23 protein-coding genes are annotated in these 22581 nt (G+C 45.9%); 14 read left to right on the top strand and 9 right to left on the bottom strand.

Annotation, left to right across the window (positions count from 1 at the left end; all coding sequences use genetic code 11):
- Nucleotides 1–109: 109 nt before the first annotated feature.
- Nucleotides 110–1090 (top strand): hypothetical protein, encoded by a 981-nt coding sequence (locus AC0VYQ_RS11685; RefSeq protein ID WP_475403610.1) that lies wholly within the window; start codon nt 110–112, stop codon nt 1088–1090.
- Between the two features lie 61 nt (nt 1091–1151).
- On the opposite strand, the gene AC0VYQ_RS11680 is transcribed toward AC0VYQ_RS11685, so the two are convergent.
- On the bottom strand, nt 1152–2417 hold the full coding sequence (locus tag AC0VYQ_RS11680; protein ID WP_214892315.1) for a BaiN/RdsA family NAD(P)/FAD-dependent oxidoreductase: 1266 nt from the start codon (nt 2415–2417) through the stop codon (nt 1152–1154).
- A gap of 379 nt (nt 2418–2796) precedes the next feature.
- Between AC0VYQ_RS11680 and AC0VYQ_RS11675 the strand changes: the two genes are divergently transcribed.
- Nucleotides 2797–4461, top strand: coding sequence for a putative polysaccharide biosynthesis protein (locus AC0VYQ_RS11675; RefSeq protein WP_475403609.1), 1665 nt, complete (start codon nt 2797–2799; stop codon nt 4459–4461).
- Nucleotides 4448–5167, top strand: coding sequence for a pseudouridine synthase (locus tag AC0VYQ_RS11670; RefSeq protein ID WP_029331204.1), 720 nt, complete (start codon nt 4448–4450; stop codon nt 5165–5167). The genes AC0VYQ_RS11675 and AC0VYQ_RS11670 overlap by 14 nt, the downstream gene beginning before the upstream one ends.
- A 75-nt stretch (nt 5168–5242) precedes the next feature.
- Here the strand turns inward: AC0VYQ_RS11670 and AC0VYQ_RS11665 are convergent, their stop codons facing one another.
- On the bottom strand, nt 5243–5875 hold the full coding sequence (locus AC0VYQ_RS11665) for an SDR family oxidoreductase (protein ID WP_029331203.1): 633 nt from the start codon (nt 5873–5875) through the stop codon (nt 5243–5245).
- Nucleotides 5876–5985: 110 nt separating this feature from the next.
- Complete coding sequence (locus AC0VYQ_RS11660; protein ID WP_029331202.1) at nt 5986–6204, bottom strand: DeoR family transcriptional regulator; 219 nt, start codon at nt 6202–6204, stop codon at nt 5986–5988.
- Nucleotides 6205–6511: 307 nt separating this feature from the next.
- Between AC0VYQ_RS11660 and pepV the strand changes: the two genes are divergently transcribed.
- From pepV to AC0VYQ_RS11630, 6 genes are all read left to right on the top strand, one after another.
- Complete coding sequence (gene pepV / locus AC0VYQ_RS11655) at nt 6512–7909, top strand: dipeptidase PepV (protein ID WP_088837649.1); 1398 nt, start codon at nt 6512–6514, stop codon at nt 7907–7909.
- Between the two features lie 64 nt (nt 7910–7973).
- Nucleotides 7974–9119, top strand: coding sequence for an MFS transporter (locus tag AC0VYQ_RS11650; protein ID WP_475403608.1), 1146 nt, complete (start codon nt 7974–7976; stop codon nt 9117–9119).
- Between the two features lie 5 nt (nt 9120–9124).
- Nucleotides 9125–9640, top strand: a complete 516-nt coding sequence (gene thpR, locus AC0VYQ_RS11645; RefSeq protein ID WP_475403607.1) for an RNA 2',3'-cyclic phosphodiesterase — start codon at nt 9125–9127, stop codon at nt 9638–9640.
- A gap of 9 nt (nt 9641–9649) precedes the next feature.
- Nucleotides 9650–10516, top strand: a complete 867-nt coding sequence (locus tag AC0VYQ_RS11640; RefSeq protein ID WP_214802052.1) for a hypothetical protein — start codon at nt 9650–9652, stop codon at nt 10514–10516.
- A 38-nt stretch (nt 10517–10554) separates the two neighbouring features.
- Nucleotides 10555–12723 (top strand): type I pullulanase, encoded by a 2169-nt coding sequence (gene pulA, locus AC0VYQ_RS11635; protein WP_475403606.1) that lies wholly within the window; start codon nt 10555–10557, stop codon nt 12721–12723.
- Nucleotides 12724–12774: 51 nt separating this feature from the next.
- The gene (locus AC0VYQ_RS11630) at nt 12775–13575 is read left to right on the top strand and encodes a phosphotransferase family protein (protein WP_214892818.1); all 801 of its coding nucleotides are present in this window, start codon (nt 12775–12777) and stop codon (nt 13573–13575) included.
- A 204-nt stretch (nt 13576–13779) separates the two neighbouring features.
- Here AC0VYQ_RS11630 and budA read toward each other — a convergent pair whose 3' ends face one another.
- From budA to cydS, 3 genes are all read right to left on the bottom strand, one after another.
- Nucleotides 13780–14493, bottom strand: a complete 714-nt coding sequence (budA, locus tag AC0VYQ_RS11625) for an acetolactate decarboxylase (protein ID WP_475403605.1) — start codon at nt 14491–14493, stop codon at nt 13780–13782.
- A 15-nt stretch (nt 14494–14508) separates the two neighbouring features.
- Nucleotides 14509–16203, bottom strand: coding sequence for an acetolactate synthase AlsS (alsS, locus tag AC0VYQ_RS11620; protein WP_214810601.1), 1695 nt, complete (start codon nt 16201–16203; stop codon nt 14509–14511).
- A 164-nt stretch (nt 16204–16367) separates the two neighbouring features.
- Complete coding sequence (cydS, locus tag AC0VYQ_RS11615; protein WP_371816015.1) at nt 16368–16469, bottom strand: cytochrome bd oxidase small subunit CydS family protein; 102 nt, start codon at nt 16467–16469, stop codon at nt 16368–16370.
- A gap of 175 nt (nt 16470–16644) precedes the next feature.
- Between cydS and trmB the strand changes: the two genes are divergently transcribed.
- From trmB to AC0VYQ_RS11600, 3 genes are all read left to right on the top strand, one after another.
- Nucleotides 16645–17286 carry a tRNA (guanosine(46)-N7)-methyltransferase TrmB gene (gene trmB / locus AC0VYQ_RS11610; RefSeq protein ID WP_088837643.1) on the top strand — a complete coding sequence of 214 codons (642 nt, stop codon included), beginning with the start codon at nt 16645–16647 and terminating at the stop codon, nt 17284–17286.
- Nucleotides 17287–17402: 116 nt separating this feature from the next.
- Nucleotides 17403–17918, top strand: a complete 516-nt coding sequence (locus tag AC0VYQ_RS11605; protein ID WP_029331192.1) for a hypothetical protein — start codon at nt 17403–17405, stop codon at nt 17916–17918.
- A 178-nt stretch (nt 17919–18096) separates the two neighbouring features.
- Nucleotides 18097–19035 (top strand): IS30 family transposase, encoded by a 939-nt coding sequence (locus AC0VYQ_RS11600; protein ID WP_475403604.1) that lies wholly within the window; start codon nt 18097–18099, stop codon nt 19033–19035.
- Nucleotides 19036–19047: 12 nt separating this feature from the next.
- Here the strand turns inward: AC0VYQ_RS11600 and AC0VYQ_RS11595 are convergent, their stop codons facing one another.
- Together AC0VYQ_RS11595 and AC0VYQ_RS11590 are read right to left on the bottom strand one after the other, a co-directional pair.
- The gene (locus tag AC0VYQ_RS11595; protein WP_029331191.1) at nt 19048–19404 is read right to left on the bottom strand and encodes a DUF1304 domain-containing protein; all 357 of its coding nucleotides are present in this window, start codon (nt 19402–19404) and stop codon (nt 19048–19050) included.
- Nucleotides 19405–19461: 57 nt separating this feature from the next.
- Nucleotides 19462–19764, bottom strand: a complete 303-nt coding sequence (locus AC0VYQ_RS11590; protein ID WP_029331190.1) for a PepSY domain-containing protein — start codon at nt 19762–19764, stop codon at nt 19462–19464.
- Between the two features lie 123 nt (nt 19765–19887).
- On the opposite strand from AC0VYQ_RS11590, the gene AC0VYQ_RS11585 reads away from it, so the two are divergent.
- Complete coding sequence (locus tag AC0VYQ_RS11585; protein ID WP_088837642.1) at nt 19888–20958, top strand: M42 family metallopeptidase; 1071 nt, start codon at nt 19888–19890, stop codon at nt 20956–20958.
- 147 nt (nt 20959–21105) lie between these two features.
- Nucleotides 21106–22119, top strand: a complete 1014-nt coding sequence (locus tag AC0VYQ_RS11580) for a PTS sugar transporter subunit IIC (RefSeq protein WP_475403603.1) — start codon at nt 21106–21108, stop codon at nt 22117–22119.
- 163 nt (nt 22120–22282) lie between these two features.
- On the opposite strand, the gene AC0VYQ_RS11575 is transcribed toward AC0VYQ_RS11580, so the two are convergent.
- Complete coding sequence (locus AC0VYQ_RS11575) at nt 22283–22573, bottom strand: hypothetical protein (RefSeq protein WP_029331187.1); 291 nt, start codon at nt 22571–22573, stop codon at nt 22283–22285.
- Nucleotides 22574–22581 lie beyond the last annotated feature (8 nt).

Raw genomic sequence — 22581 nt, 5'->3', positions numbered from 1 at the left:
TCATGGAGGAAGGGGATTGTTTTTGAATTCAGTCTCGCGTCCGCTTTTTTTTTAGTGCGCCTTCTGCTACACTGAATCAGAAACCGAGAGAGAAAGGCGATTTGTGTAAATGAAACGATCCTATATAGTCTATACAACGATTTTTGCCGTCGTCTCCGGTCTGATCCTTTGTATTCTACTCGTCTTCTCAAAACCAGAGACGTTAGCGCAAATTCAAGAGACCTTCACAAAAATCGAGACGCAATCAAAACACCAAGCGGCTGTCAAACAAGTGCCGCCAAGCCTTCCTTCTTCGATTCCGAATCCGGAAGAACCATTAATCAAGGATGTTCAACAGATGTTATATGATGATTCGATTGGTTCCTATCTTGTTGTGACGGAAGATTATCATTTCTTTGAAGTCAGTGGGACGGGCGAGCGAATCAATGCTTCCTTCCAATTGAAGAATGATGGCAAACTGTTACTCGCAGGGCTTGACGGAATGGCACTCGTTGATGGTGAAACGGTCGCATTACTGACATCAAATCAAATTCTTGTGACGATTACGCGAAAAGACGGTGCATGGTCGGAAGAAACGCGTGAAAAAATCAAAGGCACGACCATTCGAGATAATTTTCATGGGCTTGGGTACGATGCTGAAGAAAAAGAATTTTACACGATCAATAACATCCGGTCGTTAGGGCGCATCGAACTGACGTATTTTAAAACGAAGCAAGATGAAATTAAAATTGATCCTGATGCGACAGCAAAAGAGAAAAAGAAACTCAAGAAAAAGCAGAAATCTCCGTATTTGACGGTTGTTACGCGAGATCGAATCGATGCTGCAGATGGTATGCGGGCAGATGCAAAAAAAGCATTTGAAGAAAATTTCCGTCCGATTGGACTCGCAGAACGACAAGGGCGCATCTATACGTTGGACTCCGATTCCTTGTATCTTTATTCGATTGATGCGAAGGATAAGACGATCACGGGAGAATCTGCAAGTCCGAAAGTATACGGGGCAGAAGGAATCTTTGTTCAAGACAATGAACTGTTTGCTTTGGTCGAAACAGATAAATTTTCGAGCCGTTCGTTTACCCCGATCGATTGATCAAAAAAATTAAAAAGGTGTTCGTTCGTGAAAAAAATCACGAACGAACACCTTTTTTTAATTACGTCGTTTGATTGAGTAGAGCAGCATTCGTTCCGGCACAGTGTCCTGTTACAAAAGCAGCTGTAATGTTGTAGCCGCCGGTATAACCATGAATGTCTAAAATTTCTCCGGCAAAGAATAGACCGTCTGCTTTTTTCGACATCATCGTTTTTGGATGGATTTCTTTGATTGAGACCCCTCCGCCCGTGACGAAGGCTTTATCAAAATCAAGTGTCCCGGTCGCATGAAGTGGGAAACGTTTTAATGTTGTCAGCAGTTGCGTGAAATCTTGTTTCTTCACTTGCGTACAAACTTCGTCACCAAAACCGATTTGTGTGAAGAGTAATTCAAGCAAACGTTCCGGTACGAATCCCTTTAAGGCGTTTCGGACGGTTTTTTTCGGATTGGCTGCAAGCGCAGCCTGAAAACGTTCCGTCAATGCTCCGATTGATTCTTCTGGGAATAAGTCGATCGATAAATGAACGATTCGTTCGCCGGAGCGTTTGCGTTCCTTGATCGTATATTGGCTGCAACGTAGTGCGATCGGACCACTCAGCCCGAAATGCGTAAAGAGCAAATCACCCGTGTGTGTTTTAATGGCTTTATCTTTTTTTCCGTGAACCGTCAAAGCGACGTCGCGGAGCGAGAGCCCTTGAAGCGATTTCGCTTGAATAAAGGCATCGTTCAGTAAGATCGGGACTTCGGTCGGGAAAAGTTCGGTAATCGTATGACCGGCTTTTTCAGCCCATGGGTACCCGTCACCGGTCGAACCCGTATGGGGCACGGATTGTCCACCGACTGCAACGACACAACTGTTCGCTTCAAGGCGTGTGCCGTCTTGCATGAGAACGGCTGCAAATGAACCGTCTGTGTGAAACTCGAGCGACGCGACTTCTGCATTCGTTTGAATCTCGGCACCGTGCGCTCGGATTTGATCAATCAAGACACGGACGACGTCAGCTGCTTTATCCGAGACAGGGAACATCCGCCCGTTATCTTCTTCTTTTAACGCCACACCAAACCCTTCGAACAGGTCGATGATCGACTCGTTACTGAATTGTGAAAAGGCGCTGTATAAAAAACGCCCGTTTCCTGGGATTGACTGGACGAGTTCGTCGAGCGGTTTACGATTCGTGACGTTACAACGCCCACCACCGGAAATCGCAAGCTTTCTTCCCAATTTATTTCCTTTATCGAGCAGGAGTGTTTTCGCGCCTGCTTGTAAAGAGGCGAGCGTTGCCATCAAGCCGCTCGGTCCGCCTCCGATTACGATTACATCGTACATGCTGTCACCTCATTGAATAGTTTTCTGCTTGTTCCACTTTAGCAGAAGTTCGGTCTGTAAACAAACCGTCTCTTTCTTTTATGAGAGGGGAGCGGTATAATGATTTGCAATTGTGCATCATAGAACTTGTTAATTGAGACAATATATTATAGGTTGTCAAGCGTTGAACTACCTCCACCTACGCTTCGCTTAGAGGTAGAGGATTCCTGATCTTGGTTGTTTTCAAACTAAGAGTGTCGGACAATTGACGTGTCGGAAGACACGTCTTGCCCGAAGACGATTCATCTCCCACTCACACTAGGACTACGCGCTGAACGTTTAAAAGTGGGAGTATTCTCGTCTAATTTTAATAAAAAAAGAAAGCGTGAGGGAAGTTATCATGGCCACTGTTAACAAAAAGCAATCGACTTCATCCAGCAACTCGGGATTCGTTCGTGGAACGATGCTCTTGTCTGGAGCATCACTTATTTCACGAGCCCTTGGTCTGATTTACCTGTTTCCTTTTCAGTTTATGGTCGGTGCGACCGGCATCATGTTTTATACGTATGCGTATAACTACTATGCAATCATGATTGGGCTGGCGACAGCGGGTATTCCAGTCGCCGTCTCTAAATTCGTCGCTAAATATAATGCACTTGGCGAATACGATACGAGTGAACGTCTGTATCGTTCTGGATTAAAGATCATGTCTTTGACCGGGATCGTTTCGTTCATCGCCTTATTCTTACTTGCCCCCTATCTTGCACATCGGGCAATTCCTGGCGGTGACGTCAATTCGGATTCTTACATCGATGCCGTGACGATGACGATTCGCGGGGTCAGCTTCGCGTTATTACTCATCCCACCGATGAGCATGACGCGCGGATATTTTCAAGGTCACCAATCGATGGGACCCACAGCAATTTCGCAAATTCTTGAACAAATCGTTCGAATTGTTTTTTTACTGGCAGGTGTTAGCATTGCGATTTATATCTTCGATGCGGATGCAGCATGGGCCGCAACGATTGCGACCTTCAGTGCATTCATTGGAGCGATCGGCAGTGTGGCAATCCTCGTTTACTATTTCCGGAAGCGTGCTCCCGGATTACAAGAGTTACGTGACAGTCAAACGGTTCAATCACCGGAACGGCCGTTAACAGATCTCTACAAAGAACTTTTGACATATGCGATTCCGATCGTCATGGTCGGGTTATCGACGCCACTTTATCAAGTCATCGATCAAAATACGATGAACGCAGCCTTACAAAGTATCGGGTATACACTTGAGGCAGCGGGTAACGCGACAGCGTATTTAATTGCCGACAGTCATAAAATCGTCTTGATTCCTGTTTCGGTCGCAACCGGATTGTCGTTGTCGGCAACGCCGTTGTTGACAGCATCATTCACGCAAGGCAACATGAAAAAAGTTAAAAAACAAATTTCACAAATTTATCAATTGGCATTTTTCGTCACGATTCCAGCCGTCGTCGGGATGATTTTATTGAGTCAAGAGACATTCCATGTCCTCTTCCCGAAAGACCAGGAGGCATGGGTGTATCTTTTAAGTTATGCTCCAAGTGCGCTGTTCCTAGCGCTTTACTCTGTAACAGCGGCCGTCTTACAAGGAATCAATCGCCAATACTTTACAATCATTGCGACACTTGCCGGACTAGTGACGAAGTATTTATTAAACGCACCGTTGATTCATTTGACAGGTGACGGAACGGGTGCCGGGTATGCAACGATTCTCGGGTACCTCGTCGCGACAGGGTTAATGTTCTTCCGCATCACTCAAACGGTCGATTTTCCGTTCAGTAGTGTCTTGCGCCGGACATCGTTAATCATGATCATCAGTGCCATCATGGGCATCGGTGTTGCACTCGTGAAATGGGGAATGGTTGCATTCTTGCCAGAAACGACACTTGCGTCGCTCGCGATTTTAATCTTCGGTGCGGGACTTGGCATCGTAATTTTTGCCGGATTAGCCATTTGGACGGGACTGGCAGAAGCAGTATTAGGAAGAAAATTTTCAATGAAACGAGGACGTGGCAATGCGGCTAGATAAATTGTTATCCAATATGGGGGCAGGCTCCCGTAAAGAAGTCAAACAACTCTTAAAATCCGGTGCGATTCAAGTAGATGGTGAGATTGTACTCGACCCGAAACAGCATGTCGATGTCGAGACACAAGATATTCTCATGTATGGTGAACCTGTCGTTTACCAAAAGTATATCTACTTGATGATGAACAAACCGCCTGGTGTAATCAGTGCGACGGAAGACAAGCGGGACCAAACAGTAATTGAGTTATTGTTCGAGGACGTGACGTACTTTAAACCGTTCCCGGTCGGGCGACTGGATAAAGACACGGAAGGTTTATTACTGTTGACGAATGACGGTTCATTTAATCATGCGTTGATGTCACCGAAAAAACATGTTGCGAAAACGTACTATGCAGAAGTCATCGGTACGTTGACGGAAGAAGACGTGATTGAAGTACAAGAAGGTGTCACGTTGGAGGATGGATATAAAACGAAACCGGGGAAACTCGTGATCTTAGAGGCAACGGATGAGACATCGACTCTGGAACTGACGATTACAGAAGGCAAGTTCCATCAAGTCAAACGGATGATGCTGGCGTTAGGAAAAGAAGTGACGTATTTAAAACGTCTATCGATTGGTGAATTGCCGCTTGATTCGACACTCGAACCAGGTGAGTACCGTGAACTGACGCGTGGCGAGTTAGCGCTGTTCGACTGGACACCGGAATAAGTGACGTGTCAAAAAAACGCTCCTGCACTTGGCAGAAGCGTTTTTTTATTTGGATTCCATCAATTGAAGAGCAGATTAAACGTTCCGGAGTGCTTCCGCGATTGGGAAAGGACCGCTTAATACTTCGAATTGACGTGATTGTGTTTTGTGGTCGACTAATGTCACGAGCAGTGTCGCGACATCGGCACGTGGGACTTTACGATCTTCGTACGATTCAAAGTGTTCTTTGATTTCGACTGTACCACTTGCATCCTCATCACTTAATGGACCAGGGCGGACGATTGTGTAATCAAGTCCACTCTCTCTTAAGTGTTCGTCGGCAGCGGCTTTTGATTCGAGGTAAACTTTTAGTTCGCCACGCGGATTATCCGTACCGACAGAGCTGAGCATGATGAAGCGCTCAATTCCATTTGCTTTTGATGCATCGATGACTTTGATGGCTCCATCTTTATCGACAGCGCGAGTCAATTCGTCCGATGCTCCACCGGCACCTGCTGCGAAAATCGTAACGTCAGCATCTTTAACGACATTCGACATGTCTTCTGTTAAATCACCGATTCGTACTTCAGATGCACCAAGAGCGATTAAATCGTTTATTTGATTTTCTTCTCGGACCACAGCAATCGCTTGATGTTGTCCTTGTTTTGCAATCAATTCAACCATTTTTCGACCTGTTGTTCCGTTTGCTCCAATAATAATGATATTCATTCAAATCATCTCCTTCTCTAGACTAGGTATACCCGTCTGCTAAAAATAAAAACAAAAAAAGACGCGAAGGATTCGCGTCGTAAAAGAAAAATAGTGTTGAAACTGCTTGATTAACCGGCTTGGCGTTGCTTTTTACTTGATGTCCAAGTACCGCGTCTTGGGCTCACAATGAGATTGTTGTATTCGAGCACATTCAAATCCCGTTGAACGGTCCTTGATGTGATGCCAAACTCTTCAACCAACTCTGCTGTCGTAGTAGCTCCGTTCTCGTTGATAAAGAGATAGATCGACTTAATTCGGGTCAACATACGGTCTGTAGAATCTTTCATTGGTATAACCACTCCCCCAATGGATAGAATAGTGTTCTAAAACTTCGGGTGACAATAGACGGTGATATATCAAGTTGTTTCGTCTTTAGTATAACTCTTTCAGTATAGAATGCAAGTAATTTAACCGAACGTTATTGAAAAAAACATACAAATTGAACATTGAATAACGAATGTAATCGTTTTATTATTTTTTAATGTTCGTCTTAATAAGAGAAATGGAAGAATTAAGATTTTGGATGTTCGTAATTGCCGAACATTCGCTATACTAAAAAGGTGAACGTATTAACGGATAAGGGAGAGGTGTCATATGGTAAATTGGAAAGAAGAAGTTTTAACGCGACGCGAAGCACTTTTGACAGACTTAAAAGAGTTGTTACGCATACCGAGTATACTTGATGAAACAACGATTCAAGAAGGGGCGCCGTTTGGTCTAGAAGTCAAACGTGCACTTGATTGGATGTTAGCGACTGGGGAGCGCGATGGGTTCAAAACAAAAAATGTCGACGGTTATGCAGGGCACCTTGAATATGGTGAAGGTGAAGAGCTGCTCGGGATTCTTTGCCACCTCGACGTTGTTCCTGCTGGAGGGGACAGCTGGACGTATGGACCGTTCAATCCGACGCTAGCGGACGGAAAACTATATGCACGTGGTGCGATTGATGATAAAGGACCGACGATTGCGGCATACTATGCGTTAAAAATCGTCAAAGAGTTAGGGTTACCGTTATCGAAACGGATTCGTTTAATTGCTGGTGGAGATGAAGAGAGCGAATGGCGTTGTGTCAATCACTACTTCAAGCATGAAGAGATGCCGACGATTGGATTTGCACCAGACGCTGATTTTCCAATCATCAATGCTGAAAAAGGATTATATGATGGCCTTTTGATCCAAGGGAAACCAGCACAAACTGCAGACACAGGTTATCATCTCGTAACGTTCGTAGGTGGAGAACGTCCGAACATGGTACCGGGTCATGCGACAGCGACGGTCCATGTAGCTGAACACGGATCGATTGAATCTTCATTCCATGCCTACCTGGAAGAGCAAGGGTTGACAGGGACAGTGAAGCAAACGGCAGAAGGTCTTGTCTTTGACGTCTTCGGAGTAGCAGCGCATGCGATGGAGCCGGATAATGGTAAAAACGCGGCATTACACCTTGCTCGTTTCTTAAGTACGCTTCACCTCGACTACAATGGACGGCGTTACATCGAACTCGTCATGCATATGTTCCGTGATTCACGCGGTGTTGCATTGGGTGTCGCGGCATCAGATGAAACGGGGGATTTAACGATCAATGGTGGTGTCTTCCGCTATGAAGAGGGACAAGGAACGGCGTCACTCAATATTCGTTATCCGCACAGCGCTGATTTCACGGAGCGTCTACAGTTGATCAAGGAAGCGGCTTCGGCCTATGGTTTCGACCTTCAGACGCGGACGCACATGCCACCGCACCATGTTGATCCAGAACATGAATTGATTCAGACGCTCAGTGCTGTCTATGAACGTCACACGAATCAAAAAGCGGACTTGATTGCAATTGGTGGAGGCACGTACGCGCGTTCGTTAACAGCAGGTGTTGCATTCGGTCCAGTTTTCCCGGGTGGTCCGGAAGTTGCGCACCAAGTCGATGAATACGTTGATTTTGAAGAGTTATTGTTAGCTGTCGCGATTTATGCAGAAGCGATTTATGAACTAGCCAAATAATATGGACATGAATCCCCCGGCACATCGATGACGGGGGATTGATTCTTGAAAGGAAGTACACCGCGTGATCAATCGTCAAAAATATCACTTTCAGGCACTCTACTTTTTTATCTTCTTTGGGCAAGGTGCACTCATTCCGTACTTAACGCTTTATTTTTCGAATGATGCGTTTCAATTATCTGGTTCAGAAATCGGGACGATTGTTGCGATTGGTCCGATTTTATCGATTTTGTTGCAACCACTATGGGGACTTGCGGCTGATCGTTTTGGTCGACCGAAACGTCTGTTGCTCGTTGCGCTCCTCGCAGCAGCAGGATTTACTGTCAGTTATTTACTGACATCGGTCTACATCCTGCTCTTATTGATTGCATGTTTATGGGCCTTATTCCAATGTGCACATATTCCGTTAGTCGATACACTCGCCATTGAATTTTCGAAGCGGAAATCAGTCGATTATGGCGCACTTCGTTTATTCGGTTCAGCTGGTTTTGCGCTTGCTGTCTTCGTACTTGGGCAGGTGACAGAAGGGGGGACGCTCGGAGCGATTTTTTATGCAAGTGGAGCAGCGCTGATTTTAGCGTTCTTAGTATTGATTGGTATCGAAGCAGCTCCAGTCCAGTTGACGGTCAGTGAACGGATGCCCGTTTCACGACTATTTTCAAATAAACGCTTCCTGTTATTTTTAGCAGGTGGAAGTCTCGTCTTTGGTCCGATTTTTGCGAACAACTATTATTTCGGAAGTTATGTTACGATTCGAGGCGAATCGACGGCACTCGTCGGGACCTTATTTTTTGTAGCTGTCCTCTGCGAAATTCCGTTCATGCGAATTGCGACACGTGTCTTAATACGATTTGGCGCGATTCCTGTCCTCACGTGTGTCTCAATTTTATCTGCTGTTCGGACGGGATTGCTTGCTTTAGAACCACCGGTCTTCTCGTTATGGATCCTTGCGGCACTACAAGGGATGATTGTTGGATTACTGATTCCCGTTGCGCTGGACTATGTGCGTTCGCTTGTCCCATCATCAATGGTAGCTACGGCTGTCAGTACATATATGGCTACTACGACGGGACTTGCGACCGCGATTTTCAATTTAATGAGTGGCGTTGTCCTCGAACAATGGACAATTTATAGTGTCTTTTGGGTATATACAAGTAGTAGCTTGCTTGGGGCAGTGCTCTATCTGATAAGTGGAAGAATCAAGGAGTGATTAAATTGGACCGACATTATTTTATCGCGATTCCTGTACCGCTCCTCGAGTTGAAGCAGTTATCTGAAACGGTTAATCTTGGTCATTACTATCAACAGGTCTACGGCCAGGAAGACTTTCATCTGACATTACATTTCTTAGGTGGATTGACGGAGTGCGAATTGAATGAGTGGCAATGTCGTCTTAAAGAAATTGCAGCTACTGTTCAGCCGTTCACTTTGACTATCAATCATCTCGTTACGTTCGGTAATGAGGACCGTCCACGTGTTTTCGCTGCGGGGGTGGAAGAGACGACTTCTTTAATACAACTCGCGAATCAACTGGCTCCGGAACGACATAAACCGTTCGTTCCTCATATCACACTTGCGAAACGCTGGAATGCAGACTGTGAAGAATCACTGCCAGACATGGCGCTACAAGCGCAAATTAATGTCACGGAACTTATTTTATATGAAATCCATCCAGCTGATCGTCCGAGATATCAAATCAATACCTTAGCTAGATGCGGGAAAGAACAGTGAGGTGATCTCATGGCGTTATTGATGAAGTTATATGATTTAGAGAGTAAGTATGAGAAGAACCCGCTCGAAGTCTCAAAACGCTACAAAGAGCAACGGCAGTTAGACTACGAGAATCTATTCCATAAGTGGGAAGCTGGAGACTTGTTTCCGGGCGAGACGATCGTCCGTCCTAAGAAATGGTGGCAATTTTTCAAATCTCCTGTCGTCGTCCAGTTACCAGGGAAACAGATCTCAAAGCCAGCGTTTGATAAATGGTATAAAAAACGAGTCGAGATTCAAAAGTTGCTCTATGTAGCGGGCGGGGCAACTGAAGATGAGATATGGAAATTGCCGCTTCGGCGACACCTCGACTTTTATCAGATGGTCCATCTGTTAAATGATCAATACGGTTTGTTTTATCGTGCTGTCATTCATTATCAACAAGGAGAAGTCGAGTTAAGTTCCTTTGTCGTCGGCCCATCCGCGATTTATTTACTCGATTGGTTGGATGGAGAAGAGAGCATCTATCATATTAAACGAGAGAAATTATGGCGTGAGCAGCCATTTAAGGCACCGACGAAAAACATTCTGAATCCGTTGATCAGTTTGAAACGGACAGAAGATATTTTACGGCTTGTTTTAGGAAGTGAACTTGAACTACCAATCGAACGAGTCGTCATTGCGTCGAAAGGTTATTTTGATCAACTGCCGAAAGAGTCGAAAACTACTTATGTAAGTAAAGTCGATTTTGCACACTGGTTACACAAAATGAATACATCCGCCCCCTATACAAAAGCTTTTCAAATGCGAGTTTGTGAAAAGATACTAAAAGAAACGTCATCGATTACATTTCAAATGGCGGTCAATGATCAAGAGAATGAACGGATTCAGACGTGAGGAGGGAGCGGCAAAAATTTTGATGTTGTCGCGCACATATGACGAAAATAAAAAGTAGCGAACTAGCGCTGATGCACCCACAATTAATTTCAGCGGAATTTTTGACGTTTCAAACGATTTTGGTCGAATCGAAACAGTCATTCACTAAAGAAGACGTGCAGTTAGTTTCAAATCAGGCAATCATCGATTATGCTGTCATTTCGCAACAACAAGACGGAGGAGTCGCACGCCTCATTTTGGAAGTAGAGGGAGCGATTGAGTTAGGGAGTGTGTATGAATTAGTGAGTGTGACACAGGGACGGATTCGAATCTTTCCGGGGCGTGTTGTTCAAACATCGTTGTTTGATCGTAAATATAGTTACGAAGGACCGCTTGGCGTCATGATGGATGATGGGATGTTATCACTTTTTGTCTGGTCACCGATTGCGGAACGTATCGAGTGTGTCATCTACGATACAACAGAAACAGTTCTGAAAACGAGCGAGATGAAACGGGGTGATCGTGGTGTTTACCAAATTACGTTAGCTCGCGAATATGAACACGCCCGATACCGTTATCGCGTGACGACGCACTTAGGGACGACCGAAGTCGTCGATCCATATGCAAAAGCAGTGACGGCGAACGGACGGTTCGGCGTCCTGTCAGATGTCGATCAAGAAATCAGGCAGCGATTTCCGAAGCGGAAAAAACGTCCGATTCTTGTCAAACCGACGGATGCAGTAATTTATGAAGCGCATATCCGGGACTTCACGATTGATGCGACATCAGGATCGACGCACCCGGGACAATACCTGGGTGTGTCCGAGCGGGGGACGCGTTCTCCGGCTGGGAAGACGACGGGACTCGATTATTTGCTTGACTTGGGCGTAACACACGTTCAACTTCTACCGGTACATTTGTTCGGTTCGACGGATGAAATTACACGCTCACCATACAATTGGGGATACGACCCCGTAAACTGGTTCGCACTGGCGGGTAGCTATGCGAGTGATGCGACAAATCCGCGGACGCGGATTTTCGAGTACGTCGAGATGATTGATCAGCTGCATGCTGCCGGTATCCGGGTCACGTTTGATGTCGTCATGAATCATGTCTATATTCGTGAGCAGGCTGCACTCGAACATCTTGTCCCTGGTTACTACTTCCGTTATGAACTCGACGGGACGCTGGCGAATGGAACGGGCGTCGGAAATGATACAGCATCAGAACGTTTTATGATGAAACGATTGATTGTTGACTGCGTGACCTATTTCGCGGAGGTACTCCAAATTGATGCCTTCCGATTTGATTTGATGGGAATTCACGACGTGGAGACGATGAACAGCCTTCGGACGGCGCTTGATGCGATTGATCCGACAATCCTCATCTACGGGGAAGGATGGGATCTTGCGACACCGTTACCCGCACGGCGAAAAGCGATTAGCTCCTCTGCTGCACGGATGCCTGGGATTGGTCATTTTAATGATGTCTTTCGGGATGCACTGAAGGGATCAACGTTTAATGAACATGACCGTGGATTTGTGTCGGGCGATTTTTGGAAAGAAGGAGAGGTTCGAAACGGAATAGCCGGAAGTGTGACGCTTGAGAATCAAACGTACGGTCGTTTCCCAGAGCCGACCTACTCGATTAACTACGTCGAAGCACATGACAATCATACGCTGTTTGATAAATTGAGCCTTGCTAGACCGGATCTCGATGAAAACCAACTTCTACGAATGAGTCGTCTTGCACAAACGATTGTGATTTTAGCAGAGGGAATTCCATTTCTTCATGCCGGGCAAGAATTTGGTCGGACGAAACAAGGTGTCGAAAACAGTTATAATGCACCCGATGCCATTAATCGATTGGATTGGACATTGCGGGATCGTCATTTTGAGATGGTCGACTATATTAAAAATATCTTACAGATTAGACGGATGCACGGTGGTTTCCGCTTGCACCGGGCGAATCAGATTCAAGAATCGCTTCATTTTTTACCGATGCGACCGGGTGTCATCGCTTACGAAGTGGATGCGATTCACTCTTATGATGCCTGGCAGCGAACACTCGTCGTGCATAATGTGACGGATGAAACAATCGAGATTGCGCTCGATCACCCGATGTGGAATCTTCATGTTCAAGGTGATGAAGCATCCGTCACCCCAATCGAAAAAGGCGTCGGCAAGATTAAAGTGCTTCCGTTGTCAACGACGATTGCGACATGTTAAGATATTCATTGTGCCTTATGGCAAATCTATTAAAAAGTTGAGCGGATTATGATGGAATTAGATATTTTAGATGCGCTTGGCGAAGGCTGGACGCTTACGCCAGCAGGCGGCATTACAGGTGAAGCGTACGTCGCTTCGACTGGACAGTCAAAATTATTTTTGAAACGGAACTCTTCTCCGTTCTTAGCCATTTTATCGGCGGATGGAATCGTTCCGAAGTTGCTTTGGACTAAACGAATTTACAGTGGGGATGTCATCAGTGCGCAACAATTCATTGAAGGAAACGAACTCGAACCGGAAATGATGGAGCGTCCAGAGGTGGCCCGATTACTAGGGAAAATACATGATTCAAAAGAGTTGTTGTTCATGTTACAACAACTTGATCAACGACCAATTGAACCAGATGAGCTATTGCGTCAATGCCGGCTCTATTTTCAACCGGCAGAACTACGTGAACCAAACTTGATTGAACAGGCGATTGGTTATTTAGAGACGCATTTAGCGCTTGTCCGAACGGATGAGCAAGTCGTTTGTCATTCAGATTTAAATCACAACAATTGGTTGACGGGGGCGGATGGTCATCTCTATTTAAATGATTGGGATGATGCGATCATCGCCGATCGTGCCTATGATTTAGGGATGATGCTCTATAGTTATGTTGACGAGGAATACTGGCCGGAATGGTTTGCGAGTTACGGTCATCCGTTGACCCTTGAATTAAAACAGCGCATGCATTGGTACGTGGTGGCGCAAGCGATTTTGTCGATTTACTGGTATGAAGATGCACAACATCCGGATGCGCCAGAAAGTTATGTTTTTCTCGCGCAGTTGCTCGAAAATGAAAATAACTAAAAAACCGCCAAAGTGCAATAAGCGCTTTGGCGGTTTTAGTTGAAGCGAAAAAATTAACCACAGATTGTAGACAAACTCTTATAAAGAGTGGACATGCTATATCGAGATGCAAACAATTCGCATTGCCCTGTCTCGCCTCGCCCGAGGAAAGCAACGAAACGTGACACTTTATCTCCTGATAGAACTTTGTCTACAGCCTGAACATTAACCTTCTGCTATTTTTATTTCTTGTTCGATGTCATGACTTTCAAGATCTGCTTCTCGGTAAGCAGCTGTCGTCGGTAGACGTAAATCAAGGCGTGGTTTTTCTTCGAATGAGACGGTGACGTTCTTGACCGTGTAATCGAAGACGTGCCCGCCACCTTCGCGGGCTTGATCGATGAAGTGTAGATGGTATCCGGCGACGGCAATCCCGTGACCGAAGCGTGGTGTATAGTAGCCGGCAAGTGTCCCTTCCGTCTGTTCGAACGTCCGTGCACTTTGTGTCGCAACGGCTTGCGTGATTGGGACGAATGGTTGTTCTTGGCGCGCGACCGTCCGTGTCTTGACTTCCGTGAACTCTCCATCGATTCGCACGGCATAAAAGCTGTTGATTGTCGCGAGTTGCGTGCTTAGCCAATGCTCGAAGTCTTGTTTCGTCATTTCTTGATCGATTTGAATCGACTGTGTCGGAGTAAATCGAGTCAACGTACAAAACGGTGTCGTCGTTTCGGGGTCGAGCGGGCGGGCGCTCCCGTCAGAACGCAATTGATAAAAGGTATTATCAAAACCAATCATTTCTCCGTCGAGATGGTCGAAGGTTCCGATGCCGAAGTCGCGCCCGTCAAGAACGGACGCATAACTGACCTCGCTTTCGAAGACGCCGTCGAGTAACGCCATCATCGTCGAGATTTGAAGTAACGTATCATCGTTCGTCATCTGCTCATCTCCTTATCAGTTTAATTGATCCAAGTGTACTTCTTTTCCGAGCGCAGCATTATCGCTGTAATCGATCGGAACATCAATGATGACAGGTCCTTCTGTTTTCCAAGCTTCTTCCATGACAGCGACGAGTTCAGACGGATGATTGACGCGTAAGCCTTTTGCACCAAAACTTTCCGCATACTTCACAAGATCGACATCGCCGAATGATGTGCCTGATTTCCGTTTATATTTCATTTCTTGTTGGAACGCGACCATATCAAAGCCGCTGTCACGCCAAACGAAATGGACGATTGGAGCATTCAAGCGGACGGCTGTCTCAAGTTCCATTGCAGAGAAAAGGAACCCGCCGTCACCTGAAATCGAGACGGCTTTTTTACCAGGACGGACGAGTGTCGCTGCGATGGCCCAAGGTAATGCAACACCAAGTGTCTGCATCCCGTTACTGAACAAGAGGTGACGCGGTTCGTATGAACGGAAGTGACGCGCCATCCAGATATAATGTGAACCGACATCAACCGTTACGGTAACGTCATCTGCAATCTGTTCGCGTAATGTCTTCATGAAATAAAGTGGATGCGTCAATAGCGAGTCTTCGACGACCGGCGGGACGTCCCGCTCGACGAGCCGTTGTTGAAGACCATTCAAGAATGTATCCGTGCTTGTTGACAAGGCGAGTGGCTTCAGACGATCGGATAACGCATCAATCGTTTTCGCGACGTCACCGACAAGCTCGCGATCAGGACGATAGAAGTGATCAATTTCAGCCCGCATTTGGTCGATGTGAATTAATGTCCGTTCATTCGTTGGTTTGTTCCAAAACTTCGGATCGTAGCCGATCGGGTCATAACCAATGGATAAGACGAGGTCCGCTTCAGCGAGCAACGCGTCACCTGGTTGGTTGCGGAATAGACCGACACGACCATAAAAATTAGATTCTAAGTCACGTGACAAAGTCCCCGCAGCTTGGAACGTTTGGACGACGGGAATCGAAACACGGTTCAATAAAGTGCGAATCGCTTTGACGACGTCCGGTTGACTGGAACGCATACCGAGCAGGAGAACAGGGAGTTTCGCTTGTTCGATCAGTGTGGCCGTCTCTTCGACCCATTCTTCTGGAGCAATCCCGAGTTTTGGTGTCGGTACGGCTTTAAAGGACGTGACGTTTGATTCGTTCAAACCGACATCTTGCGGAATACTGACGAAAGCAGCACCGGACGTCGTTTCGGCAGTCCGGAAAGCATTCGAGAGGACTTCTGGGATATTATCCGCATCTTGAACTTCTGCGCTGAAGTTCGTGATTGGCGTAAAGAGTGCTTGGTTGTCCATCGATTGGTGCGTCCGTTTGAGTCGATCGGCACGTGAGACGGCACCGGCAATCGCGACGACCGGATCGCCTTCCGAGTTAGCTGTCACGAGACCTGTTGCGAGATTTGATGCGCCCGGACCAGACGTAACGAGGACGACCCCTGGTTTATCCGTCAAACGTCCGATTGCTTGGGCCATGAAAGCGGCATTTTGTTCGTGACGTGCGACGATTAATTCAGGACCACGATCTTGTAAGACGTTGAAAACAGAATCGATTTTTGCTCCGGGAATTCCGAAGATGTATTCGACCCCTTGCTCGATTAACGTATCAACGACCAAATCAGCTCCTGTTTTTTTCTGTACTAAATTTTCATTTTCGCTGTTTTCGTTTTTGTTCATTACAATTCTCCTTCGTTATCAACGTATTTTGTCGATTGATAGCTGTAATATAAAAACTGTTTCATCGAAATTATACATCTGTTTTAGTCAGAAACCAACCATAATCCTTTAGAAAGTAAAAAAGGCATCTTGTGACAGAACACAAGATGCCTACTGAATCGCGATTATTTAGCGTCAACTTTACCGAATGTCGCCCAAACGAAAAGAGCAGTCACGCCCATGACGAGAACGATCGGTGATGCCCACATAATTAAGAAATTTTCCAATGTCAAAACCTCCTTTAGGGATAGTCCGTATAGTAAGTGTAGTAGATTGCTCAGTAATTCTCAAGTGACGATCTGCTGAACATTCGACTCTGCTAAACGAATAACATCTTATATAATTACCCGAATCATGATAAACTTATCTGCGGATAATTTAAGAATTGAAAGGATGAACAATATGCGTTTACGCCATAAGCCTTGGGCGCTGGATTATATGAAAGAACAGGCATCGATCTATATCGCGGACCCGGCGACCTTAAAAGGAAACTGGTCAGAAGAATTTAAAAATGAACATCCACTATACATTGAGGTAGGTTCCGGAAAAGGAGCATTCATCACGGGTATGGCAAAGCAACACCCGGATATCAACTTCATCGCGATTGAATTATTTGAAAGTGTTGCGGTTGCAATCGTTCAAAAATTGGTCGAAGAGCCACTACCTAACGTCCGTGTCTTGACGGTCGATGCAAAAGACTTACGTGACTTCTTTGAAAAGGGAGAAGTCACTCGTGTCTACTTGAACTTCTCTGATCCGTGGCCGAAGTCGCGTCATGCGAAACGACGTCTCACATATAAGACGTTCCTCGCGACGTACGAAGACATTTTGCCGGAGCAAGGTCAGATTCACTTTAAGACGGATAACCGTAAACTATTTGAATCGAGCCTGATGACGATGTCAGCTTACGGTATGACATTCGACTGGATGTCGCTTGATTTACACGTCAATGAGCCGGAAGATAACGTCAGAACGGAGTACGAAGAACGTTTTTCAGCACTTGGTCAACCGATTTATCGGATGGAAGCAACGTACGGAAAATGATTTAGACAAAAAGTTTTCTTATTTTCCTGGTATTTCTTTCACACTTTTTTCTTATTAATTGGTACAATGTTGTTGACTGAAGAACTTGTACTTACAGGTAAAGGGGGAATTTGGGGATGTGGCAAAAAAGCTTAGCCTTCGTAACAGCACTCTTTCTCGCGCTGAGTATCGGTCAATCGGTATTCGCTGCGATTGATACGTCAGCAATGGAAAAGGCTCTCGACGAGGAATTAAAGAGTTCGCATTACGATTATAAAAAAGGTTCTGTAGAAATCGAGGACCCGAAAACATTCACTGGTGAAAAAGGTGAAGAAATCATCGGCGGAATCGCTGTCATCGAGACAGTCCGTGATGGCATCTTTATCACAATCAAACGTGAAATCCACTTCTATAACACGGAGAGTAAAGAGATGTTGACGAACGCAGATGCTGCGAAAGTAGATGGCGTCAAAGAATACATCGACAAAAACTCGAACAACTTACAGCAGAAAGTAGTCTACTGGTTACCGATGTTATTGATGATCTTGTTGATTGCCGTACCAGCAATTGTACTTTATGTCGTCGTACCACGTCTTTATTCGACAAGTGAATACATGAACCCGATCTACGAACGTAACGATAACCCACGTTAATCGTTGTCGGACAAAACGAAACACCCGCCTAAGAGGAAGTAAGATTCCGAAGAGGTGGGTGTTTTTTTGAACGACGAATTGTAATATTAAGTGCAACACCTAGGAGAAAACACAAAAAAACCCATAACGACCTCGTGTAGAATAAAGCTACCACACCACATTCAACGGAGGATTCGTTATGAGCTATGTTCATCTTACCACATCAGAAAGAGTCAAAATAGAGACGTATCTCGAGTTAGGTTTCTCTGTCCGAAAGATTGCTGGACGCCTGGGGCGTCAACCTTCTACGATTTCACGAGAATTGAGACGGAACCCACACTACAGCGCTATCCATGCCAACCAGCGTTATGTGGATCGCAAAAAGAAGTGCGGTGCACGGACAAAGTTCACGTTAGAAAAAGGAGTCCGCATCCTCGAAAAGTTACGAGAGACGTGGTCCCCTGAGCAGATTGCTGGGCGATTATTCCAAGAAGAAGGACTCTCCTTCAAGACGATTTATCGCTGGATCTGTATGGGCCTCGTCGAGGCCCATTCTGGACTCCTTCGTCAAAAGGGAAAACGTCAGAAACCACGTGAGACGCGTGGACGCTTCAACATCGGATTGTCGATCAGTAAACGTCCAGCCGACGTCAAAGGGCGCCAAACGTTCGGGCACTGGGAGCTGGATACTGTCGTCTCAGCCAGAGGGAAATCCAAGGCATGTGTCGCGACGTTCGTCGAGCGGAAGAGCCGTTTCTATCTCGCTGTGCCGATGGAGGATCGGTCCGCTGCATCGATGGAGTCTGCGATTCGAGCATTGCATCTCTATTTCCCACTGGGAACGTTCAAGACCGCGACGACAGATCGTGGAAAAGAGTTTAGCTGTCATGAACGAATTCGTGAAGCGTTAGGCTTACCGATGTACTTCGCTGATCCATATTCTTCTTGGCAACGTGGGAGTAACGAGAACGCCAATGGTCTTCTCCGTGAATTTTTCCCGAAGGGGACGGACTTTGGAAAAGTAAGTCGCTCTGAACTCGCTCAAGCGCTCGCCTGGATAAATGGTAGACCAAGAAAATGTCTTAACTGGAAAACTGCATACGAGGTCTTCTCGGAAGAAGTGTTGCACTTAACTTGACAATCTATCGAACTAAAAAAATAATACGACGAGAAATGCCAAAATGGCAGGCAGTCCTTGTTTGTAGAGAATCGAGACATTTGCTGTCGCTGCACCGTACAGGGCGGCGATGATGACACAACTTAAGAAAAACAGTTGAATGACAGACGAATCAAGGACAAGACCGAAAATCAATCCGGCAGCAAGAAAACCATTGTATAATCCTTGATTGGCAAACAATGTTTTGATGCGTGGATCTGCTGCGATTTCCTTCGTCAGTCCAAACGTACGAAGGGCTGGTTTTGAAGATAAGAAAAACATTTCAAGAGCTAAAATATAGAAATGTTCAAGGGCAACAAGTAAAACAAGAATCGTTCCGAGTAGGTTCATGAAAGTTCGCTCCTTAAAAAAAGACCATACTTCGACTGACGAAGTATGGTCCCGATATTATGCGTATTCGAGTAAAGCGCCTGTTTCTGCATCAACTGTGAATTGATACGTTTTTTCATCGTCACCTTCAAGGACCGAGATGCCACCTTTGTAGCTTTGGTAGTCACGTGACTCATATGCGTACGCCTCTGGTGTTGCAGAGATCCATGCACCTTGGACACGTCCTTTTGCTGAAAATGTGCGTTTCGTGATTTCGAGAGCTTCCTCGGCAGATAGTTGTTTGTTGTCGACAGCCTTCTTAACTGCGAAAGTTGCAACGACAGCTGCTGCCAAACCGATAATCCAATAGCGTTTTTTCATTAAAATTTCCCCTCCTTACAGGTTTCTATACCTACTGTACCAAATAATTCGTCAAGATAGAAACAAAAGCTTAAGTGATTGAAGCATTTTTTTGTATAATAGAAAAATAGGAGGCGATACATAGTGAATGAAAAGACAAAAGATCTATTTAAAACATTGACGGAATTGAACGGGGCTCCGGGGTTTGAGCATGAAGTCAGACAGTTCGTCCGAGAGCGGATTACACCGGTGACGGATGAAATCGTTACAGATGGTATCGGATCGATTTTCGGTAAACGGACGGGTCAGGCCGATGGTCCGAAAGTGATGGTCGCAGGTCACATGGACGAAGTTGCCTTCATGGTCACACAAATCACGAAGAACGGGATGCTTCGGATTCAGCCGCTCGGTGGTTGGTGGAGTCAAGTTCTACTTGCACAACGCTTTTCGATTTGCGGCGATCATGGAATCATTCCGGGAATCATCGCATCGACACCGCCACATCTCTTAACAGAGGAAGTGCGGAATAAACCAATGGCGATCAAAGACATGTTTATCGATATCGGGGCGGATTCAAAAGAAGAAGCGGAATCGTTTGGCGTCCGACCAGGAATTCCGGCTGTTCCATTCTTCCCGTTCACACCGATGGCGAATCCGAAAAAAATCATGGCGAAAGCCTGGGACAATCGGTATGGGGTCGGGATGGCGATTGAGTTGCTTGAAGAGACGAAGGCAGCCGATCATCCGAATGTCTTATTCTCTGGTGCAACTGTCCAAGAAGAAGTAGGATTACGCGGAGCACAGACGGCGACGAACATGATTGATCCGGATGTCGCATTTGTTGTCGACGCTTCACCAGCGAACGATGCTTCAGGTGATAAAACGGAGTTTGGTCAACTTGGTCAAGGTCCTTTGTTACGCATCAAGGATAGCGTCATGATTCTATCGAAGGAAATGACGGATTATGTACTTGATACGGCAGAATCGAATCAGATTCCGTATCAGTATTATGTTGGAGCGGGCGGGACGGATGGCGGTGTCATTCATCGTTCGAACAATGGGATTCCGACGACGGTCGTTGGCTTACCGGCTCGCTATATCCATACGCATGCTTCAATCATGCATACGGATGACTACGATGCGGCGAAAGAGTTGTTGAAAAAACTCGTCACGCAATTGGATGCGACGACACTGGCGACACTACAAGTGAAGTAAGCAATCCGGAAGGTGGATTTGTCTCTATGGACAAATTCACCTTCTTTTTCGCGAAACACATGTCTTGTCAGATGAAATAACATTTGTGTTTTCTTTTATGGGGAATTTGTTATAATAACGTTGATTTGACGAAAAGGACGTGGCGACTTGTTAAAAGATAAAGGAATATCATTAAGCCCTCGGATTTATTTCATTACAGTGCTCAGTTATATGGCGCTCGGTTTATTTAGCTCGTTGATTATGGGATTGATTCTGAAAACGATTGGCGACGGGTTGGTGACACGTGGAGTCGATGCATCGATTCTCGTCACGATTGGGGATCAAGCGATTGCGTTGACCGGACCAGCGATTGGTGTTGCTGTCGCGTTCGCTTTAGAGGCACCGCCGTTGATTTTATTTTCAGCAGTCGTTGTCGGAGCGTTCGGTTATGAAGCAGGCGGACCTGCCGGGAGCTATATCGCGGCGTTGATTGCGACGGAGTCCGGAAAACTGTTTTCAAAAACGACGCGTCTCGATATTATCGTGACACCTTTACTTACGTTAGTGATCGGCTTTTTCAGTGGGAAGTATATCGGTTCTTGGATTGGAACGTTGATGACAGATCTCGGAGAAGTCATTCGCTGGGGAACGGAACGCGAACCGCTGCTGATGGGGATTTTTGTTGCGACGGTCATGGGACTCGCATTGACAGCGCCCATTTCAAGTGCTGCTTTAGGCATCATGTTAGGACTGGATGGATTAGCCGCAGGGGCAGCGACGATCGGTTGTGCAGCCCAAATGATTGGATTTGGTGTCATCAGTTATCGTGATAACGGGATTGGTGGATTGATTGCACAAGGGGTCGGGACATCGATGCTTCAAGTCGGAAACATCATCCGTAATCCGTGGACGATCATTCCCCCGACGCTTGCCGGTGCGTTGTTGGCACCATTCGCGACAGTCTTGTTCAGTCTCGAAAGTAATCCGGCGGGTTCTGGAATGGGGACGAGCGGATTAGTTGGTCCATTGATGGTACTGAAGATAATGGGCTTCACGACAGAATATTATCTTGCTGTCGGCATCCTATGTTTCGTCGCTCCGGCAATCATCAGTTATCTAATTTACCGGGTACTGTACCGGTATGGACGTATTAAGGACGGCGATTTAAAAATCGACTATTGAATCTAAAAAAAGGGCTGACTCATAAGTCAAAAAAATAATCCTTGTGGCGGACGTTTCCGTCCTCCATCAATCAAATGGCCGATGATCCCACTTTTCACGGGATCGTCGGCCATTTCTAATTAATTGAGAGTCGTTCACGCTTTTAAGTCAGTCCCTTTTGTCATTATAAAGAAAAACCGAACGAACTCGAGTAGAAACTCGTCAGAAATACGTAGAGATAAATTAAATAGAGGGGGGTCAAGTAACGCATCCGGACGACTGGTAACTTTCGGGCGACACGTTTCCCGAGTGCTTCAAGGACAAGGATAATCGCAAACCCGATAACTAAGAATGCTAAAATCTCAGGTAATCCTCGTTCAGAATCGATAAAAGAGTAACCGTAGCGAAGGCAACTCGTCATTCCGACGAAGCCGACGAAACGTTCGAATGGATGTTTAATAGGTTGGTCCGTCATAGTGATTT

Source organism: Exiguobacterium sp. QJM3NY_9 (assembly GCF_056173545.1).
Note: the sequence above shows the minus strand (reverse complement) of the source record. Positions and strands in the feature narration are given on the sequence as shown.

Coding starts and splice junctions, on each gene's coding strand:
- AC0VYQ_RS11685 (WP_475403610.1), top strand. CDS start 110: ATGAAACGATCCTATATAGTCTATACAACGATTTTTGCCGTCGTCTCC.
- AC0VYQ_RS11680 (WP_214892315.1), bottom strand. CDS start 2,417: ATGTACGATGTAATCGTAATCGGAGGCGGACCGAGCGGCTTGATGGCA.
- AC0VYQ_RS11675 (WP_475403609.1), top strand. CDS start 2,797: ATGGCCACTGTTAACAAAAAGCAATCGACTTCATCCAGCAACTCGGGA.
- AC0VYQ_RS11670 (WP_029331204.1), top strand. CDS start 4,448: ATGCGGCTAGATAAATTGTTATCCAATATGGGGGCAGGCTCCCGTAAA.
- AC0VYQ_RS11665 (WP_029331203.1), bottom strand. CDS start 5,875: ATGAATATCATTATTATTGGAGCAAACGGAACAACAGGTCGAAAAATG.
- AC0VYQ_RS11660 (WP_029331202.1), bottom strand. CDS start 6,204: ATGAAAGATTCTACAGACCGTATGTTGACCCGAATTAAGTCGATCTAT.
- pepV (WP_088837649.1), top strand. CDS start 6,512: ATGGTAAATTGGAAAGAAGAAGTTTTAACGCGACGCGAAGCACTTTTG.
- AC0VYQ_RS11640 (WP_214802052.1), top strand. CDS start 9,650: ATGGCGTTATTGATGAAGTTATATGATTTAGAGAGTAAGTATGAGAAG.
- pulA (WP_475403606.1), top strand. CDS start 10,555: ATGACGAAAATAAAAAGTAGCGAACTAGCGCTGATGCACCCACAATTA.
- AC0VYQ_RS11630 (WP_214892818.1), top strand. CDS start 12,775: ATGGAATTAGATATTTTAGATGCGCTTGGCGAAGGCTGGACGCTTACG.
- budA (WP_475403605.1), bottom strand. CDS start 14,493: ATGACGAACGATGATACGTTACTTCAAATCTCGACGATGATGGCGTTA.
- alsS (WP_214810601.1), bottom strand. CDS start 16,203: ATGAACAAAAACGAAAACAGCGAAAATGAAAATTTAGTACAGAAAAAA.
- trmB (WP_088837643.1), top strand. CDS start 16,645: ATGCGTTTACGCCATAAGCCTTGGGCGCTGGATTATATGAAAGAACAG.
- AC0VYQ_RS11605 (WP_029331192.1), top strand. CDS start 17,403: ATGTGGCAAAAAAGCTTAGCCTTCGTAACAGCACTCTTTCTCGCGCTG.
- AC0VYQ_RS11600 (WP_475403604.1), top strand. CDS start 18,097: ATGAGCTATGTTCATCTTACCACATCAGAAAGAGTCAAAATAGAGACG.
- AC0VYQ_RS11595 (WP_029331191.1), bottom strand. CDS start 19,404: ATGAACCTACTCGGAACGATTCTTGTTTTACTTGTTGCCCTTGAACAT.
- AC0VYQ_RS11590 (WP_029331190.1), bottom strand. CDS start 19,764: ATGAAAAAACGCTATTGGATTATCGGTTTGGCAGCAGCTGTCGTTGCA.
- AC0VYQ_RS11575 (WP_029331187.1), bottom strand. CDS start 22,573: ATGACGGACCAACCTATTAAACATCCATTCGAACGTTTCGTCGGCTTC.